The sequence below is a fragment of the Haloarcula rubra genome, from assembly GCF_019599465.1.
Taxonomy (GTDB): Archaea; Halobacteriota; Halobacteria; order Halobacteriales; family Haloarculaceae; genus Haloarcula; species Haloarcula rubra.
Genome location: NZ_RKLR01000022.1, coordinates 1 through 15,811, shown reverse-complemented (window position 1 = coordinate 15,811; position 15,811 = coordinate 1). Strand labels below are relative to the sequence as shown.

16 protein-coding genes are annotated in these 15,811 nt (G+C 58.9%); 3 read left to right on the top strand and 13 right to left on the bottom strand.

The features are described 5' to 3' along the window. Nucleotides 1-215 precede the first annotated feature (215 nt). Genes EGH21_RS23075 through EGH21_RS23045 form a run of 7 tightly spaced genes read right to left on the bottom strand, consistent with a single transcriptional unit; the run spans nt 216 to nt 8,592 of the window. The gene (locus EGH21_RS23075; protein ID WP_220620763.1) at nt 216-1,163 is read right to left on the bottom strand and encodes a hypothetical protein; all 948 of its coding nucleotides are present in this window, start codon (nt 1,161-1,163) and stop codon (nt 216-218) included. A 44-nt stretch (nt 1,164-1,207) separates the two neighbouring features. Continuing rightward, nucleotides 1,208-2,269 carry a hypothetical protein gene (locus EGH21_RS23070; protein ID WP_220620762.1) on the bottom strand — a complete coding sequence of 354 codons (1,062 nt, stop codon included), beginning with the start codon at nt 2,267-2,269 and terminating at the stop codon, nt 1,208-1,210. Further along, nucleotides 2,244-5,849, bottom strand: a complete 3,606-nt coding sequence (locus tag EGH21_RS23065; RefSeq protein WP_220620761.1) for a UvrD-helicase domain-containing protein — start codon at nt 5,847-5,849, stop codon at nt 2,244-2,246. Before EGH21_RS23065 ends, EGH21_RS23070 begins: the two co-directional genes overlap by 26 nt. Further along, on the bottom strand, nt 5,842-7,098 hold the full coding sequence (locus EGH21_RS23060) for a PD-(D/E)XK nuclease family protein (protein WP_220620760.1): 1,257 nt from the start codon (nt 7,096-7,098) through the stop codon (nt 5,842-5,844). Before EGH21_RS23060 ends, EGH21_RS23065 begins: the two co-directional genes overlap by 8 nt. Beyond that, nucleotides 7,095-7,913 (bottom strand): hypothetical protein, encoded by an 819-nt coding sequence (locus EGH21_RS23055; RefSeq protein WP_220620759.1) that lies wholly within the window; start codon nt 7,911-7,913, stop codon nt 7,095-7,097. Before EGH21_RS23055 ends, EGH21_RS23060 begins: the two co-directional genes overlap by 4 nt. A gap of 2 nt (nt 7,914-7,915) precedes the next feature. After that, on the bottom strand, nt 7,916-8,293 hold the full coding sequence (locus tag EGH21_RS23050) for a DUF7344 domain-containing protein (RefSeq protein WP_236035781.1): 378 nt from the start codon (nt 8,291-8,293) through the stop codon (nt 7,916-7,918). Next, nucleotides 8,290-8,592, bottom strand: a complete 303-nt coding sequence (locus tag EGH21_RS23045; protein WP_220620758.1) for a hypothetical protein — start codon at nt 8,590-8,592, stop codon at nt 8,290-8,292. The genes EGH21_RS23050 and EGH21_RS23045 overlap by 4 nt, the downstream gene beginning before the upstream one ends. 349 nt (nt 8,593-8,941) lie before the next feature. On the opposite strand from EGH21_RS23045, the gene EGH21_RS23040 reads away from it, so the two are divergent. Together EGH21_RS23040 and EGH21_RS23035 are read left to right on the top strand one after the other, a co-directional pair. Beyond that, complete coding sequence (locus EGH21_RS23040) at nt 8,942-9,232, top strand: UPF0175 family protein (RefSeq protein ID WP_220620757.1); 291 nt, start codon at nt 8,942-8,944, stop codon at nt 9,230-9,232. Next, the gene (locus EGH21_RS23035; protein WP_220620756.1) at nt 9,232-9,741 is read left to right on the top strand and encodes a PIN domain-containing protein; all 510 of its coding nucleotides are present in this window, start codon (nt 9,232-9,234) and stop codon (nt 9,739-9,741) included. The genes EGH21_RS23040 and EGH21_RS23035 overlap by 1 nt, the downstream gene beginning before the upstream one ends. A 168-nt stretch (nt 9,742-9,909) precedes the next feature. On the opposite strand, the gene EGH21_RS23030 is transcribed toward EGH21_RS23035, so the two are convergent. The 6 genes from EGH21_RS23030 to EGH21_RS23005 form a co-directional block, all read right to left on the bottom strand. After that, entirely contained in the window at nt 9,910-10,413 is a 504-nt protein-coding gene (locus EGH21_RS23030) for a hypothetical protein (RefSeq protein ID WP_220620755.1), read from the bottom strand. 886 nt (nt 10,414-11,299) lie between these two features. Next, on the bottom strand, nt 11,300-11,884 hold the full coding sequence (locus tag EGH21_RS23025) for a DUF7437 domain-containing protein (protein WP_220620754.1): 585 nt from the start codon (nt 11,882-11,884) through the stop codon (nt 11,300-11,302). Between the two features lie 119 nt (nt 11,885-12,003). Beyond that, complete coding sequence (locus EGH21_RS23020; protein WP_220620753.1) at nt 12,004-12,747, bottom strand: recombinase family protein; 744 nt, start codon at nt 12,745-12,747, stop codon at nt 12,004-12,006. Between the two features lie 386 nt (nt 12,748-13,133). Continuing rightward, entirely contained in the window at nt 13,134-13,460 is a 327-nt protein-coding gene (locus EGH21_RS23015; RefSeq protein WP_425433331.1) for a DUF5615 family PIN-like protein, read from the bottom strand. A gap of 2 nt (nt 13,461-13,462) precedes the next feature. Then, nucleotides 13,463-13,774: a DUF433 domain-containing protein gene (locus EGH21_RS23010; RefSeq protein ID WP_220620751.1), complete on the bottom strand. Its 312-nt coding sequence runs from the start codon at nt 13,772-13,774 to the stop codon at nt 13,463-13,465. 333 nt (nt 13,775-14,107) lie between these two features. Further along, nucleotides 14,108-14,401 carry a DUF433 domain-containing protein gene (locus tag EGH21_RS23005; protein ID WP_220620750.1) on the bottom strand — a complete coding sequence of 98 codons (294 nt, stop codon included), beginning with the start codon at nt 14,399-14,401 and terminating at the stop codon, nt 14,108-14,110. A 721-nt stretch (nt 14,402-15,122) separates the two neighbouring features. Between EGH21_RS23005 and EGH21_RS23000 the strand changes: the two genes are divergently transcribed. Next, nucleotides 15,123-15,548: a cyclin family protein gene (locus EGH21_RS23000; RefSeq protein WP_220620749.1), complete on the top strand. Its 426-nt coding sequence runs from the start codon at nt 15,123-15,125 to the stop codon at nt 15,546-15,548. The last annotated feature ends 263 nt before the right edge of the window (nt 15,549-15,811 follow it).

Here is a 15,811-nt window from a genome sequence, read left to right as displayed (position 1 = left end):
GGAACCTCAACCAGTAAAAGGTCGGCGTGCTGAGCCACGACGACCGGTATAATGTCCCTGGGAATGACGCTCTCATGGTCGATCTCACACTGTGTTCTGGATGGTGTAGAAGTGGGGTATGTAGTTATCATATCTGTTAGTATTGTCGGATGTGCTTGATTCGGTGAGAGCTGTTGTCCCAAAGAGTTGTAGCGCGGAGTGAGGTGACGATTGAGTCAGTCAGCATTCCAATCCGCGAGTTCCGGGAAACAGGCCTCACAAAACTCGACGACGTTCCCGCGTTCGATGACCTCTGCGACGGGTTGTTCCTCCAGATCAGAGAGATCCTCAAAGTCTTCGTCGGTATCGTCAGCAAAGAGGGGTGACGGCTCGCGTTCGTATCCACACGGCGGGTTCTCAGCTCGATGGACAACAGTGGGACGTTTGTCTGCCGTGTCCGTGTAGCGATGCTCGTACTCGACCGGTGTTTCGAGATACTCGTCGCCGAGTTGGTTTCGTACGTCGGGGAGTTCCGCCGGCTGAATCTGCCGGAGGTCAGAGACGTGTGCCATCATCGGATCCGTGGCTGCAGCCTCTTCGAACGACGTGTATTCGCACCGTCGCGTCGGCATCAACGAGTAGCGAAGCCGGCTGCCGACTGACCCAGCGTACTGACGGATCGCGCGAGCCCGGTAGAGGAGAGAGGTGTAGGAGTCGTGGACTGAGTCAAGGTTCCACTTGGAATCTTTGTCGTATCGCGTCCAAACTGCGAATACAGCCCCTTCGACACCATCCTCTGTGAGAATCCCGTCTTCTTCTCGCGCTTTCGTGAGTCTGCGCTCTGTCGCGTATGCAGGGAAGCACTCGACGCACGGGGTGATATCACGCTCAAGCGCTTCCCGATGGGTGAGATAGAGGTAACGGGACTCCCGTATGTCGTCACGTTCGCTGGTGGCATCGATTGGCGTGCCGGACGCATTCACGACCTCGCCATCCTGTACAGCTGGCGGTGTCCCGTCGGCAACGCGTTCGGCATCGTGGAAGCCGTGGTGCGTGTCGAATTCTGGTTCTCCATCGTCCTCAAAGCCAAACCACCACTCGACGGCAACGGGGGCGTCAAGCGGTGGCGTCTCCTCGTTCAATGGCTGGTGTTGGGTCGAATCATCGGTGTTCTTACTAGTCATTGGGGGTCTTATCGCCTGTGTGGTTTCTTCTCGCTCATTTATTCTCACTGCGAGCGGGACAGCATACCCTCTGTGATTAGCGTTCCCTCGGTGGTTGATACGCGATGTACGGTGTTTGTTCCTTTAGCCTCGATTGAGTTGACGGTGGTTTGACCGCCGATTCGTCGATTGCCGACGAACGCTAATCGTTTCCGGCTGACTTTGGGACGGATTTCCAGCAAGTGTTCGAACACGCGGCCCGTTTCTCGCCCCGGTGTGAGCCGGATCTTGTCGGAGTATTCGCCTGTCTCACCCTCGTCGTGGCTCCAGTCGTACCCCAAGAGATCGAGATAATCGCAGACCTGGGTGAATATCGACCCCTCATACTGGCAGTAGCCCAATTCCTTCCCCTCTGGGTAGGTCCCATCGGTATCCAGCATACCTGCCAGCCAGCCGCGAGCGTAGTCTTCGTCGTGCTTAGGTGGCTCTGCGGTCAGCCTGTCTCGAATGATGTCGTCACAGGCACCGGGTGACACGGGCATCATCGCCGTCTCCGAGCTGTCGGTGTACTGTCGTCGTTTCAGAGATAGTTCAAACTCCGGGGCCACTTCTTCAGCGTATTTGACTACGGTTCGTGCGACCTCTTCATCGATGGAGCTGACGTACGAACCGCGGTTCCTCGGATCTTCGATCCTGTCTTTCCAGCCGGGAACGCTGCCGTCCCCGCAGAACGCGCCCGTGATGTAGCCTTCCCGGTAGGCGTCGTTCTCTTCGTACTCGGTCGGCGCGACGAACCAGTAGATGTCGTCGTCCACGCCGAGTTGTTCGGCGTCGAGATACACCGACTTGTTCCACTTTTTGGCGAGGAAGCTGTGATCGGTCGGGACACAGACGGTGGCCTCTGGAGTGGCTATCTGTACCGTCTCTGCCTGGTGAGCTTCGACGTCAGTGATCTCTCCGACGCGGTACATCCGGTATCGGTGATCGTCCGGTTGTTCGTCGAAGGTGACGACTCGTTGCCCTACTTCGAGGGTGTTCACCGGCTCCCAGGTCATGTCCGCGAGCAGAACGCGCGCCTGCTGCGGTGTAGCCGCCAGTATTTCACTCACCTCCATTGAGAAGCGCATCAAGGCGTTGCTGGAGGTCTGACGACGAGGGTTGGATGTCGTGGCGCTCGGTGACTGCGCCGAAGGTTTCGATGGCGCAGTTGATTGGGTCGTCTATGCCACGTTCTGTAGCGAACAGCGTTGCGTAACACGATACTTGGGTTTCGTACCGGCGTCGGGTTTCTGGGGTCATGTCGGTGAGTGCGATTTTCGTATCAGTGATGGTCCAAGAGCCGTCGGGGTGCTGCAGCAGGAAGTCCGCTTGCCCTTCGATTTCGAATTCGGTATCGTCTCGGCTGACGTGCTCACGGAGTGGCTTCTCGACTCTGACCGTGTCTGCTCGCTCCAGTTGATCCCACAACTTCGAGGCGGCGACGTCGGGGAGGACGTACTGGGCGAGGAACTCGATCAGCCCGGGGCGCTCGGTTTGGTCTGCTGGTGGTCCGTGGTGGTGCAGTTCGTCGTCGATGATTCGTTCGACCGGTGCGCTCTGTGTCCGGAGGTCGTGTGCGGAAACGTCGTGTTCGACGCATCGTGTGAGAACGCTGTGGACGAACGTGCCGACGTCTTCTGTGTCGAATTCGTCGAGGGTGAGCGGCAGTTCGGAATCGACCATGTCGGTGTCCGTGTCAAGTGGTCGGCCCTGGAGGTGGTCGAGAATGTTCGCCGCTGGCTCTTCGGAGAGCGGGTACAGCGTGCTCGGACGGAGGATTCGCGGGACGAGGCTAGGAAGACTGTCTCTCTCCAGCGGGGTCGTCGCTGCAAACGGTGGTCGGGTGGTTGCATCATCGTGGGTAGGCTGTCTGGTGAGCGTGTCGACAGCATTGACTGCGACGTCGATGGATCGCTCCCCGCTGTCCGGTGCTTCGATGTCGAGAGAGTACGTTCCAGCACCTGGTGTCCCGTCGAATCCGAGGCCGTTACGGATCGATTCGAGCCAGCGATCACGAGGCCGCTCGGGTCCGGGAATATCGCGTGGGAGCGGGACGACGAGATGATTCCTGGCCCGGGACAATGCGACGAACAAGAGCCGCCAGGATTCGGCTCTCTTGAGTCGTGTTGCCGTCTGGACGCGGTCGTGACCTGCCAGTGTGGGGTTGGAGGAATCGGGTTCGGTCTCGTCAGCCCAGTGTTCGCTGGCCCACCGAAGGCCGACATCGAGAGAGTATGGTGTCGAACTAATTCGACTGTCGTCGCCATCGGGGTCGTATAGCCCGCGCGTGTAGACGGAGAGTGTCTCTACACCTGGCGCAGCAGCGTGTTCCGGTGGTGCGAGCCCGATCATCGACCCGGTGGCGACGAGGCGCTGGCTGACTGGCCCGTGTTTGCGTAGCGGGAATCCGACGTCGGCGAGGGCGACGACGTCACTCTCGTCGCCCTTGGTCTGGTGAATCGTCTTGAACACGACGTCGTGATCGTCAGTATGGACGGGCTGGGTCGGGCCTGTATGAGGTTCGTCACGGTACTGCGTCAGCACGTCCGTCAGGTCGCCGAGGTCACTCAGTGACTCGGTCTCCCACTGCGTCACGAGCTCCACGAGCTTGTCCAGATTTGCGACGCGCTGGGCGAGCGCAATCGTGGGAGCAACATCGTTGGGATCGGCTCGTAGTGCCAGAATGTCGATGATGTCGGCGAGGCTGACCGCGGCTGACTGACTCCTGAACGTCGCCCGCTGTTCACGGAGGCGATGAAGTCGGTCGAGGACGTCGCGTTGTTCGGTGGATATCTCGCTCGTAGCGGTGGTGCGGACGGCGTCGAGCTGCCAGTCGTGTGCCTCGAAGGTTGCTTCGAGTGTGGACAGCCCGAGTGCAGACTCCGTGACGAGCGTGCGCGTGCGAGCTGTGTCGACAGGGTCTGCGAGCCACTCGGCGACGTCGATGGCTGCCGTGACGGCAGGGCAGTCGAAGAGATACTTCGAAGCGTCTGCGACTGTGAGTCCCTCAGCCTCGAACGCCTGCCGGTAGCGATCCATGTGCGTGCGCCACCGGAACAACACCGTGACATCAGGATCATCGGGGCCGTCTTCACCTGCTCCCTCGGCCTCGCTATCGGGGTGGTCGAACGTGCCGTCGGCGAGGCCACACGAGAGATACGTCGCCAAGATACCGGCTTCGCCCTTGCCGTGGTCCGGGGCGATATATGGGATCGACCCGGGAACCGCGGCGGTATCGAACGCGGCGATGTGAACACTCGGCCGGGGGATCGGGTCGCGGACGGCGTTGAGATGCGGGTATGTGACGTCGAGGTCACCGATATCGCCGCGCGTGGGGTCGGTAAGACTCGGCTCGGCAATCTCGTTGATCGCGGCGGCGATATCGGGCGTGCAGCGATACGTGGTGACCGCCGTCTCGGTCACGTGCGTGTCCCAGTCGATGTCTAGGTAGCGCCCTTCTTCGACGGCGCGTTCGAAAATCCCCGGATGTGCATCCCGCCACACGTAGACGGTCTGGCGGAGATCACCGGCTGCTAGGACGCGGCAGTCCTCGGTGACGATCTCCGCGAGCGCGTCGTGCTGGAGCTGGGAGATGTCCTGCGCCTCGTCGATGATGACGCTTCCAAGGCGGTCCTGATACCGAGCCAGCACTCGCTCCCGCTTCTTCGCCGTCGAGGCATTCGTGCCGAGAGTTCCCGTGAGGAACTCCGCGACGAGGTACGAGCAGTCCGTGTGCGAGATGACGCCGCGCTCGCGGGTGAGCCGCTGGTACGTCTCACGGTACCCGTCGAGGAGCGTCTCGAAGGCGTCAACCGCTTCAACCCACGCCGCGTGTAGCTGCTGGTCGGCGGCGACGAGTTCCTGCCGATCAGATTCATCTATTGACCGGCACGCCTCCGCTGCTGCTTCGGTGCCGACACAGCGAGCGAGTGCATCGGCGATGTCATCGAACGACGTCGTCTCTCCTTCTTCATACACGGCTTCCACGGTCGCACGAAGTTCGTCAGTGAACTCCGCCGTCGTGAGCCGGCGTGCCCGGCAGTGGTGGAGCGCCTGACGCAGCAGGTCGCGTGGGCCGTCGTCGTACTCTCCCGGCGGATAGGCGGCTTCGACGACGTCGATGGCGTCCGCGTACGCTGGGTCGGACACGAGTTCCTCGTAGCAATCAGCGTGCAGGCGGGTGAGTTGCCCCTCGTTGCCGACGTCGGGCATCTCCGCGAACCCGACCTCCGCAACGAACTCTCCGAGGACACGCCGGAAGACGCTGTCAATCGTCCCGAAGAGCGGCGCTCGCCTGACGCGGTCCACCAGGTATTCGACGTCGTCCTCAGAGACGGCTGCGGCGACCGGCGACAGGTCGTGTTCGACGAGTTCTCGGAGACGTTCGATGACTGCTGGTACGAAGTCGGCGGCATCATCGCGCGTGAAAGAGACCACGCAGACGTGCTGTTCGGGTGTTGAGTCGCCGGCGACGTACCGGCGCAGAAGTTCCTCGGCTGCGACGTGCGTGATCGTGACCGACTTGCCAGCCCCTGGGTTACAGTTCAGGACGTGCAAACCGGCGTCGTGGTCGAAGTAGGCGTCTCGGATTCGTTTCTGGGCGTCTCGTAGTTCGGTCGGTTCATCGCGGTCAGTCGTGTCGTTGTTCGTGCTAGTACTCTCAGGCATCGGGTGTCACCTCCGGTGTCGCCGGCGTCTCCTCGGGAAGCATCGATTCGATCTCACTCGGCAGCGCTCGGTCAGCACTCAGGAGTCGCTGGCGAGCACCACGGCTGATGGGTTCGATGTCGATGTGGTCGAGCAACGGCGACCGTGTCCGCTGACTCCCATCGACGTCGCGCACGTGGCGTGTGACGATGATACCCGTCGTGGCTGCGGTAATTGTATCGTGGAACTGGTCGAGGTCACGACCATCGAGCCAGGCCGTCTGTGGAACTAGTTGTTCGGCGGGGCCGTCACCGGCGAGGATCGCATGTTGGAGTCCCGGCGGCATTGTGCTGTTCGCCCGTGTCGGCCACTCGCCATCGACGAGCCCGATGGCGACGACGAACGGGACTTCACGGCCCCAGATATCGTTCGCCTCTAGGATATCGAGGGCTCTCGCGTTCGCGTGTTCCCGACGTCCCGGCCGTTGTCGTGCGAGCGATTCGCACATCCCTTGGACTGCTGTCCACGATTCATCCGTCCACCCGTCGGACAACCGCTGGCTGTACTTGCTCTCGACCTGTTCGACGAGCGTCTCCATCCGCACAGTCGCACGCGCCGCTGTTTCGGTCTCCAGCAGCGCCGGCGAATCCGTCGCCCGTCGCTCGGGCAACACTGCTTCCCGATACGATTCAACCACACCACCGAGGACGTCAGCGACAGCTGTCGGTGTCGGCTCAGGGTTACGAGCGATCCACTCGACGTATTCGACGACTCGCCGGTCTGTCCACGCTGCCTCATCGATGAGCGAGTTCCACGCGTGGGTGGGACGCGACTCTTGTGGGAGTCGGTGAACTGTCTCTGCGAACACTTCGGCGGGAAGCGGCCATTCGTCAGTCGCGTCCTGCGGTGTCCACTCCAGCTCCAGCGGTCGGAGGAGGAGATCCCGATCCGGTTCAGAAGCGGCCAACAATTCACAGATCGACGTTATCAGCCGATACAGACTGGTTTCGACGAGGTCAATCTGCGTCCAGAACACCGGCGTGACGCCGTGTCGGATCGCGGCCCGTGTAAGCGGTTTCTCATAGCTGTCCAGATCGCGGGCAACGACGACGATGTCTCGGACGGGAACGCCGCGCTCCCTGAGCGCAGCGACGGCAGCCATCGCAGCCCTGGCTTCCTGATAGTGGGTCGTCGTCTCGATCTCCGCCACCGGGACGTCCGTGTCCAGATTCGGGACATCGAATCGGATCGCGGACGGCGCGTCGGTCACGTAACCACCACCCGCCCCGGATTCGGTACCGACCACACGTCGGCGAGCCGCTGTTCGAGAAACGGACCGGTGCCACGTCGGAGATAGAGGTGGGCTTCGACGTCACACTTCGACGTGATGGCGTTGAACAGATCGACCAATGTCGCAGGGACCGTGCTCAGCCCGACCAGGGCAATCCGCTCGGCTGACGGGTACGCCTCGTCCCACGCCGAGCCGTCCGTGTCGATCACGGTCCGAGTGGCACGACGGATGAGCGCACCATCTGACGGAGACTTCTCGGAGCGACGTCGAAGCAGCCGCTCCACGGCAAGCGTCCCGTCCAGAAGGTCGCCTGCATCGATGTCGATGGGCGACGAAATCGATTCGACGGCCTGCCGAAACGCGTGCATCCGGACGGGATGGTAGTTCGTCGTCACTTCGAGTTCCCGCCGTGCCTGCTCGATGGCATTCCCGCTCTGCGCCGGCTCCCCACCGAACACCAACCGGAACCGTTCGGTCGCCTCGTTCTCACCGCTCAAGATGTCACCGAGTAGTGCGAGTCGATCAACACGGTCCAGGGCCTTCGCGGACTTGCCCGCCGTCTCCAAGACGTTCGAGGCGACGGCTGTAGGGCCAACAAATTCGAACGCATCTAACGGGTGATTCGCGTCGGTGAGGCGGAGTTTCAGATTCCGCCTGTGGAGTTCCACTGGAGCGATGACGACGGTCGATACGTGACTGGCGTGGTCAGCCCAGCCGAGAAGCGGTTCGACGTCGCCGACGTGAACGGTGACGGACTCAGGGAGGGCGTCGGACGCTACAAGCTCCGAGGCCATTCTCACTCGCCCGCATCCTCCGCGGGCGTGTAGCACTCGGTCGTCACTTCCCGGATCAACCGGGCGAGTGGAGCCGTCGCATCCGTCGGTTTGACGAGTTTCGACCGAGAGTCGTAACGCGCCGCACCGAGGTCATCGAGCGTGTCCAGATGGTTCTGAACCAGACCAACGTACACCCGCGAGCGCTGTTCGCCAGTCACCCTGCTCGGATCCACCGCGTTCTCGCGGGACGCGATTTCTACTGAGAGTTCGTTCGCGTCCACGCCGTCCTCCGAGCGGTCAACAGAGAGGATCACCCGTCGGCGTCGGCTGTTCGAAACTGCCTGAAACACGTTCTCCGGACTCATCGGTATCGCACGCCCGCAATCGACGTCGGTCATCGTCGTCCCCGGGCGAGAAACTCGCCCCGATTCGTCAGCACGACCATCTGCTGGTTCGAATCGCCGATCAACTCCGCGTAGCCTTCGGATTCAAGCCGGTCAAGGAGCTGGTCGAGTTCGGCTGCACTCCACTGGGTTTCGATTTCGAGATCGCGGCGGGTCGTCGTACCAGCGGTCTCGTATGCATATTCGATAATCTGGACGAGCGCGAGGTCGTTGGCCGTCGTGTCAACCCCGTCTTCAGTCCCCTGAAAGACAGAGTTATCACTCGCGGCGCTGTTAATGTCAAATGCTGTCATAGCGAGGCAGCGTAGTCTCCGGTGCCACATCACCGGGGGCGCTTTCAGCCGACTGAGCGTACTGTCTAGACTATAAAAGATATTTGTATTCTTAGTGAGCGAAGCGGTAGAGAAGCGCTACAAGAGATCTTCACCGGGAATTCGATGTGACGTTTAGGATGGTATTTACCACTCGCCGCCGATTGCGCTCTGGCAAGCTTGCTCCGATTGGTCGGTGACCGTCTCCTAGTCGAACCGTTGGGCGCGTTCGAGCGGGGGCCCCGCTCAGCGACTGTCATCGAGAAACTGCTACTGGTAGCTCGACTAGCTTCACCGAAGCGCTTGTATACAATGAAAACATAGTATACACATGGGCTCGATCTCCGCACGCGTCCCCGACGACTTAGAGGAGGAGTTAGAGAGGTTCATCGACGAGGAACGTCTCGATACGAGCACGGCGATCCGAAAGCTGCTCTCGGAAGGATTAGAGGAGTGGCGAACGGAACAGGCGCTCGAACGGCTTGAGCGCGGTGAGGTGACTTTCAGTAAAGCGGCCGAGCTCGCGGGCGTGGATACGTGGGAACTCGCCCGCCTCGCCCGCGAACAAGACATTACGTGGATCGGCGACGACCACCTCGAATCCGACCTCGACGACCTCTAATGTTCGTCTTCGACGCGACACCGCTCATCTACCTCGCAAAAGCAGAGCGGCTCTCTTTGCTCAGTTGTCTCGATACATCTCGACTGATTCCACAGCGCGTGTACGAGGAGGTTGTGACGGTCGGTCTCGACGCCGGCTATCCGGATGCCCGCCGTATCGAACAATCGGTAGAGGAAGGTGCGTTCGATGTGGTTTCAGCACCTGAGAATGCGCTCTTCGAACGACTCAGGGAGAACCCGAACGTCAGTCACGCCGACAGTGCGGTACTGGCACTCGCAGCCGAACGCGGAGCGACGGCCGTGATGGACGACGGGTACGGTCGGGACATCGCCGATGTGGAAGGTATCGAAACACGGGGAACCGCCTATCTCGTTCTCTCACTGGTCCGGGACGACGAACTCGAAGCAGACGACGCCCGGGAGACACTGGAGGCGATGCTCGATGCGGGTTGGCACTGCTCGCCGAGCCTCTATTCGAAGCTCCTCTCAAAACTGGAGGAGATAGCCTAGCGATCCCTCCACTCACCGCCGACAGAGTCGATAGATCGTATCGACGATCATTCAAATTCAAAACGACGATTGGCCGTAACAGGCTACCGACGCGGCTTCACAGCGAGTCAGTCTGCGGAGAGCGCTTCGACGAACATCGCGGCACCGAATCCTGTCCGGCGTCTCGAATCACTCGACGTATCCTCGCTCTCGAAGAAACGTATATCGATCCTTGTGATTGCCGAGAATCCCTTCGTGGGGGTACTCTTCGGCATACTGGTGGAGGATTTCCGGGTCGTCGATGCTGACACCGTGGTAGTGGTCAAACGATGCTGTCGTCGGATCGACGAGATGCTCCCCGTCGAGGAGGCACCACGCGTGTTCGATCCCACCAACATCGACGAGATCACTCATGACTGCGAATCCTTCGACGTATGTGAACCGCTCATCGTATTCCCACATGCCGAGTGAATTGGCGAAACACGACTCTTCGGTCGGTTCAGTCGCCCGAATCCCGTCCGCGATGAGATCACGGTCATCGGTAGCCACGTCATTCGAGAGCGTTATCGACCGACTAGCAACCGTCGTGTGTTCGAGCTCACTTTGCGACACGCCTTGCCCATGATCTGAAACGTAGGTGTGCAGTGGGGATGCCGTCTCCGACGCCTCTACGTATCTGGTAGCTGCGTTCATTTTCCCACACCAACGGCTACAACCGCGTCGATGTGATGTCCCTGTTCTCGTTTCTGAACTCGTTCTCGTTCGGATAGCATTCTGTTGTTACACCGGCGGATTCGCCGCAAAGCGGCTCACACACCGCCGCGTGGTGAACAGGTGAAACCAACACTCTGGTATAAACCCTCGTGCTCTCAGCAACCCGACTGAGAACTGCCGGTACACCGTCACTCCGGCTATATTTCGACTCACCCATTCGACGCGACACCGCAAATACTCCGCCACAACGTGCAACGAATTTTTCGTAATCCACGGACGGTCTCATCGGCGCGAAAAATCACCTGCTTTCAAGCGGTTACGGGCGCACTCCCAGCAACTAGCGACAGTTCCGATGGCGTGGACGGATTGTAGCTGGGAACGTTCGCCGATCCCAAACGTAGGAAGGGTCGAAAAAGACACGCCGATTGAGAGCAGTCGGGAGCGATTCACAGAACGACCATATCGCCGAGGGCTGTGCCCACGTCTGAATGTCTTCACAGACCATTGTACTCGCAAAAATGAACGGTAAGTTCGATGAGCTCCAACTTCGATTTACAGGCTGTCACGCCTGCCTCACAGATGGCAGTGCACGTCATGAAAAATTGGTCGTCGGGAATCGGCGACTCGCACCACTGGGTCGCTACTCGCAGTCGTCGTGCCCGTGCCGGTACATAACAACCGGATAGGCGTACTCCTCATTCACGGACGGGGGATCGTTGCGGATTCGAGCTGCCTGCGCCGTATGCGCCTGTTGCGCCATAATCGCCAAGTGCACGATTGACACGTTCTCTACAATCTAGGGGCCGCGAATGCCGAACTTCTGCAGCAAGTGGATGACCGTGAAGAACCGCCCGTCGGCCATCCATCAGTCCTCCATCGAAGGCGACTGCTCGCGGGCGTCCTGAATGTTCTCGAAGTACGGATCTATCGACTCCATCTCGTGGACGACGTCCCGAAGCGCCTGCAAGACGGCGACACCGAACGCGTATTGTAGGTCGAGTTCACGGGCGGCGACACGCTCCGACACATTCCCATTCGTGTATGGAATCGCGTAGGTGAGCGCGGCACCCAGTTTGCCGAGTCCGTACTTCTCGATAAGGAGATCGAGATCCTGGTCGTGCGGGGAGCGCCCGAAAGCCGCAATAAGCGTTGGGGTGATGGTGTACTCGTCGCCGTCAAGCGTCGCAGTGAGCGTGATCGGGACCGCCGAATACGTGTGCGTTTTTTGATCGTCGTCTCGGGTCAGGACACCGAGGTCAACGAGGGTACCCGTATCCGAGTACGCGGTCGTCCGCGGCAGGTCGAGGCTGGCGGTGATGTCCTCGACTGTGACCTCGCCTTCCTGGAGAACGAATGTGTATAGACGTGCCAGCCGTGGTTCCTCTAACAGTTGGGCAATCGAGAGGAGCCCGTTGACTGCGCGCTCGGACCCGTCAGTGGCCTTTGACATACAATACATAAATCGTGTATTGGATAATAATTTTTGGGTGGGAGCGCCCAGGGGTTCCTGTATCTGATATACTTAGCACACGAGAAATTATAGCGGGCTTGACCGCGAAGAGAGTCATATTACGAGTTCTCTGTGGTGACTTCTTCGAGCGCCTCAGTAACTCGCTCGTCGTCACTCCTTCTCTCAAGATACCACCGTCGCCGCTCGGGGTCCTTGTGAATGTTTGAGAGCCCTTGTCGGCTGATCGATAGGGTCTTAGCGACGGATCGGTACGATTCGCCATCTTCCAGTCGTTCGAGTGCGTCTACGAGCTCGAAGTAACTGTCCTCTCCTCCAGCGGGCTCAACGATGGGCTGTAGGTACCCCTCATCGTTGCGTCGGAACCCTGCAGGGACGTTCCCGACCCATTTTCCTTGGTCTTTCGCTCGCTTCACGCCGGCTTTCACACGTCGGATCAACTGTCGTCGCTCTTGCTGATACACCATGCCGACGATGTCAGCGACGAACCGACCGGTGCCGTCGGGTTTGACCTTCTCGACAGCTCCGTCCGTGATGTGGATCGTGACGCCGTGTTCCTCACAGGCGTCGAAGAACTCCTGCAGCGTTGCACCGCGCCGAGAGATCCGGCTGATCTCCCAGACGATGATGTGATCGAACTCGTCGTTTCGGATCGCGTTCAGGAGGGCGTTGAATTGTTCGCGCTCGTCGTTCGATCCGGATTCGATATCGACGTACTGTTCGACTCTGTCTTGGGGGAGGTCGTGCTCGTCGATGTACCGGATGATCGAATCGCGTTGGTGCTGGTCGTCTTGTCGTTCCGTAGAAGGACGAATGTACGTCCCGACTTTTCCCGCACTCTCCATATCTAACTTACCGCCTGTTTTACTCTTAAAGTTCGGATGTTGGTTGCAGACTGCAAGCAGACATGTCTCTCGTTACAGGGGTTCATTAAACTCAACTCGGCCGGGGCCGTCAAACACTTGCTGCCACTGGTAGGGCATTTGCCGATAGGTACTCGCCATTGTTCACCCGCTCTAAGATCCGACGAGCCTTCGCGCAACTCAGAGAAGTGAGGTTCATTCGGTGTCTGTAAAGTGCGTCATCGAAGTAGAAACCCCGGCGCTTGACACCAAGGGGATTCACGGGAAGGCGGAGGCATACGCTCGTATCTCTCTCAATCACGCATCTATCAGTTAAATATGTGTAACGTTGTCCTACAGAAATTAAAACTTCTCATTCATAGTGGGTCTCAGAGTGCCGAAAGCCAGATAGGGTCGGTCTTCGCCGGATCGAACGGTAACCCCTCTACGCGTGCGACCGCAGCTCTGATTTCACCACCAGTCATATCCTGTGGTGCGACGAAGACTGGGATGGACGTATCACGATCCGCAAAATCCTTTACATCGGTCGATAGGATGGCCGACTCTGCGGACTCTGCGTACTCCACAATCGCATCGTCTGTTGCTTCCGGACCGAGTTCGGAAACATCTCGGGTATAGATGACTTCGTGTCCGTCTCCCCGGAGCGCGGAGACGTATTCTTCTGGAACGTTCACGTCAGCGAGAATCAAAAACACGGCTATTCCGCTTCTTCGCTTGACTGGAACCCCTTTCCTCGAATCCCCTCGACGAGTTCGCGTGTTCGTTGCTCACCGTCGTGACGTCTCGTCTCTGCCTCCCGTTCGTACTTCTCGAACGCCTCGCGGTGCTCGTAGTAGTGCGCGAGAGCGCCAAAGAGTTCTCCCATCGAAATCCCATATTCCCCAGCGACGATATGGGGATCCTCCCCAACATCGATTACGCGCTGCTTGATGTCGCGCACGGTGATCCGCGTTCCCTCCACGCGCGGTTCCCCGGAACGAATCGCGTCGTTGCGCACAATCGAAACCATACTGAAATCTACGGCCGATATTGTCTTAGTCCTTCGGACGAATCCAGTATAGCCGTTGATCACGAGTTCTCTGGAGCCACCTCTTCGAGGGCCCCAGTAACACGTTTGTCGTCACTCTCTCTGTCATGGTCCCACCGTCGCCTCTCGGGATTCTTGTGAATGTTGGAGATCCCTTGTCGGCTGATCGACAGTGTCTTAGCAACGGATCGGTATGATTCGCCGTCTTCCAGTCGTTCAAGTGCGTCTACGAGTTCGAAGTAACTATCCTCCCCATCGTCAGATTCAACGATAGGCTGGAGGTATCCATTGTCATTACGCTGCAACCCTGCGTGCCTACGATTCCGGCAGATCCTCAAGGCCGGTGACGATGCTTGAGTCGTCTTCTGCAGCTTCGTGAAGCTCTCGGCGGCGTTCTTCGACCGCCCGCATCTCTTCCGGGTGGTCGTAATAGTACGCCAGTGCGTGGTAGATGTCCGAGGCGGTGAGGTCAAAGCGGTCTGCAACCGTCTGCGCATTAAGGCCGCGCCCTTTAACCAGCGCGTGGATGTGGCTCACGGTGACTCGCCGATCTCGAATGTGGGGCTCGTCGTGAATCTCCGACTCGTCACCTGAGACGACGGTGTTCATGTGCTCGACATAGTGTAGAATACCACTACAGTGGCCTTCAGTCTTTGCCGGTACAGGCAGTCAGCCGCGGGTGCTTTGTAGGGTACTGACGACCTTTTTGCCGCGAGCGGTGCCCGCAGGGGCGAAGGCTCAAGGACACCAGAACGGGAAAAATGCCGATAGCTTGAATCTTGGCCTCACCGTCGGTGAAACCCCTCGCTCTGCTGAGCGTACCATCGACGCCTTCCTCGCCGCTCAACTGCATATCTGCTGGGAATTTGATTTAGCGCGGGGAGGATGTCAATCATCCCACGGTGGGCGGCAGCCACTTCCGACTTCGTCTTCATCTAGACCAAGTTCTACGGCCAGATCGTCTTCGTTGACGGCCTCTACCTTCCCGTGGTAGGCGTCTAATGCATCAGTGAGCATCCGCAGTGCCTATGCATGACACGCCCACTGTACTGTGACGAGCGTATTTGGAACCCGTCGCTGATGGCTCCTGTCGCCGCGGGTGGACGGTTCGCTAATTGAAACGCACAGATTAGATACCGGTTACTCATACTAGTGCTGCGTCAGCAACCGGATTCAACGCTGTCGCACTTGGCAAGGATCTGAATTGCCGTTGTCCCAACTACCGTAGTTCGAACTACGATAGTCTGAACTACGCTAAACTCAACAAATTCTACGGGTGACTCCCCCGCCTGCATTCAGGTTAAAGTAGAATGGTAACAAATAGAAAAGTATGAGTGCAGAGCTCGGCGACCAACTTGACCCGGCGACTTACTTACCTGACGAGGACCGTGTTGCTGTTGAACCGGAGGCCTACCGGTTCGCAGGTGTCCTTCTTTCCGCGGCGTATCCGAGCGTCGATTTCCAGCACTTCTCTCGCTCCGGATTGGCTGGCAGTGCGCTGTACATAGCGTCGGTGGCGGTGTCTGAGCGAGGCCGGGTGTCGCAGGAGGAAATCGCCTGTTCGGTTGGGACAACGAGAATGTCCATCCACACGCATACAGCTCGACTCGCCCGGTTAGCGACAGAAGAAGTCGATCTCAGCACCTATCCAAGCATATCACCAGACGTACTGCAGTGTCTTGCGCAAGGACAGAGTGTTCAACGAGTACTGCAGGAAAGGGCTGGTAGGAGCATCGAATCCAGTTCTTCTCCCTAGCTATTGGGGGTCATTTATGGCGAAGATACAGCAAAGTCTAATTATTCTGACCACCAACAGCTACTAGAAGACGGACAGCTGTTGGTGGTCATTCGTATTACACTTTGCTGTGTCTCTTCTTAGAGAATGACCCCTAACTATAGCAATCGTTAGAACTTTCCGCCCGTAGTACGTTGAGTAGTATAATGGATCATCTTGACGAGATATCCGTCAAGGAACTTCAAGACGCTCTCGACAACGTGGACGGAAACAAGCCGACACAA

Bases quoted from the DNA above. Each gene is read 5' to 3' on its own strand.
- EGH21_RS23075 (WP_220620763.1), bottom strand. From the start codon at position 1,163: ATGACTAGTAAGAACACCGATGATTCGACCCAACACCAGCCATTGAAC.
- EGH21_RS23070 (WP_220620762.1), bottom strand. From the start codon at position 2,269: ATGCGCTTCTCAATGGAGGTGAGTGAAATACTGGCGGCTACACCGCAG.
- EGH21_RS23065 (WP_220620761.1), bottom strand. From the start codon at position 5,849: ATGCCTGAGAGTACTAGCACGAACAACGACACGACTGACCGCGATGAA.
- EGH21_RS23055 (WP_220620759.1), bottom strand. From the start codon at position 7,913: ATGGCCTCGGAGCTTGTAGCGTCCGACGCCCTCCCTGAGTCCGTCACC.
- EGH21_RS23050 (WP_236035781.1), bottom strand. From the start codon at position 8,293: ATGACCGACGTCGATTGCGGGCGTGCGATACCGATGAGTCCGGAGAAC.
- EGH21_RS23045 (WP_220620758.1), bottom strand. From the start codon at position 8,592: ATGACAGCATTTGACATTAACAGCGCCGCGAGTGATAACTCTGTCTTT.
- EGH21_RS23040 (WP_220620757.1), top strand. From the start codon at position 8,942: ATGGGCTCGATCTCCGCACGCGTCCCCGACGACTTAGAGGAGGAGTTA.
- EGH21_RS23035 (WP_220620756.1), top strand. From the start codon at position 9,232: ATGTTCGTCTTCGACGCGACACCGCTCATCTACCTCGCAAAAGCAGAG.
- EGH21_RS23030 (WP_220620755.1), bottom strand. From the start codon at position 10,413: ATGAACGCAGCTACCAGATACGTAGAGGCGTCGGAGACGGCATCCCCA.
- EGH21_RS23025 (WP_220620754.1), bottom strand. From the start codon at position 11,884: ATGTCAAAGGCCACTGACGGGTCCGAGCGCGCAGTCAACGGGCTCCTC.
- EGH21_RS23020 (WP_220620753.1), bottom strand. From the start codon at position 12,747: ATGGAGAGTGCGGGAAAAGTCGGGACGTACATTCGTCCTTCTACGGAA.
- EGH21_RS23010 (WP_220620751.1), bottom strand. From the start codon at position 13,774: ATGGTTTCGATTGTGCGCAACGACGCGATTCGTTCCGGGGAACCGCGC.
- EGH21_RS23005 (WP_220620750.1), bottom strand. From the start codon at position 14,401: ATGAACACCGTCGTCTCAGGTGACGAGTCGGAGATTCACGACGAGCCC.
- EGH21_RS23000 (WP_220620749.1), top strand. From the start codon at position 15,123: ATGAGTGCAGAGCTCGGCGACCAACTTGACCCGGCGACTTACTTACCT.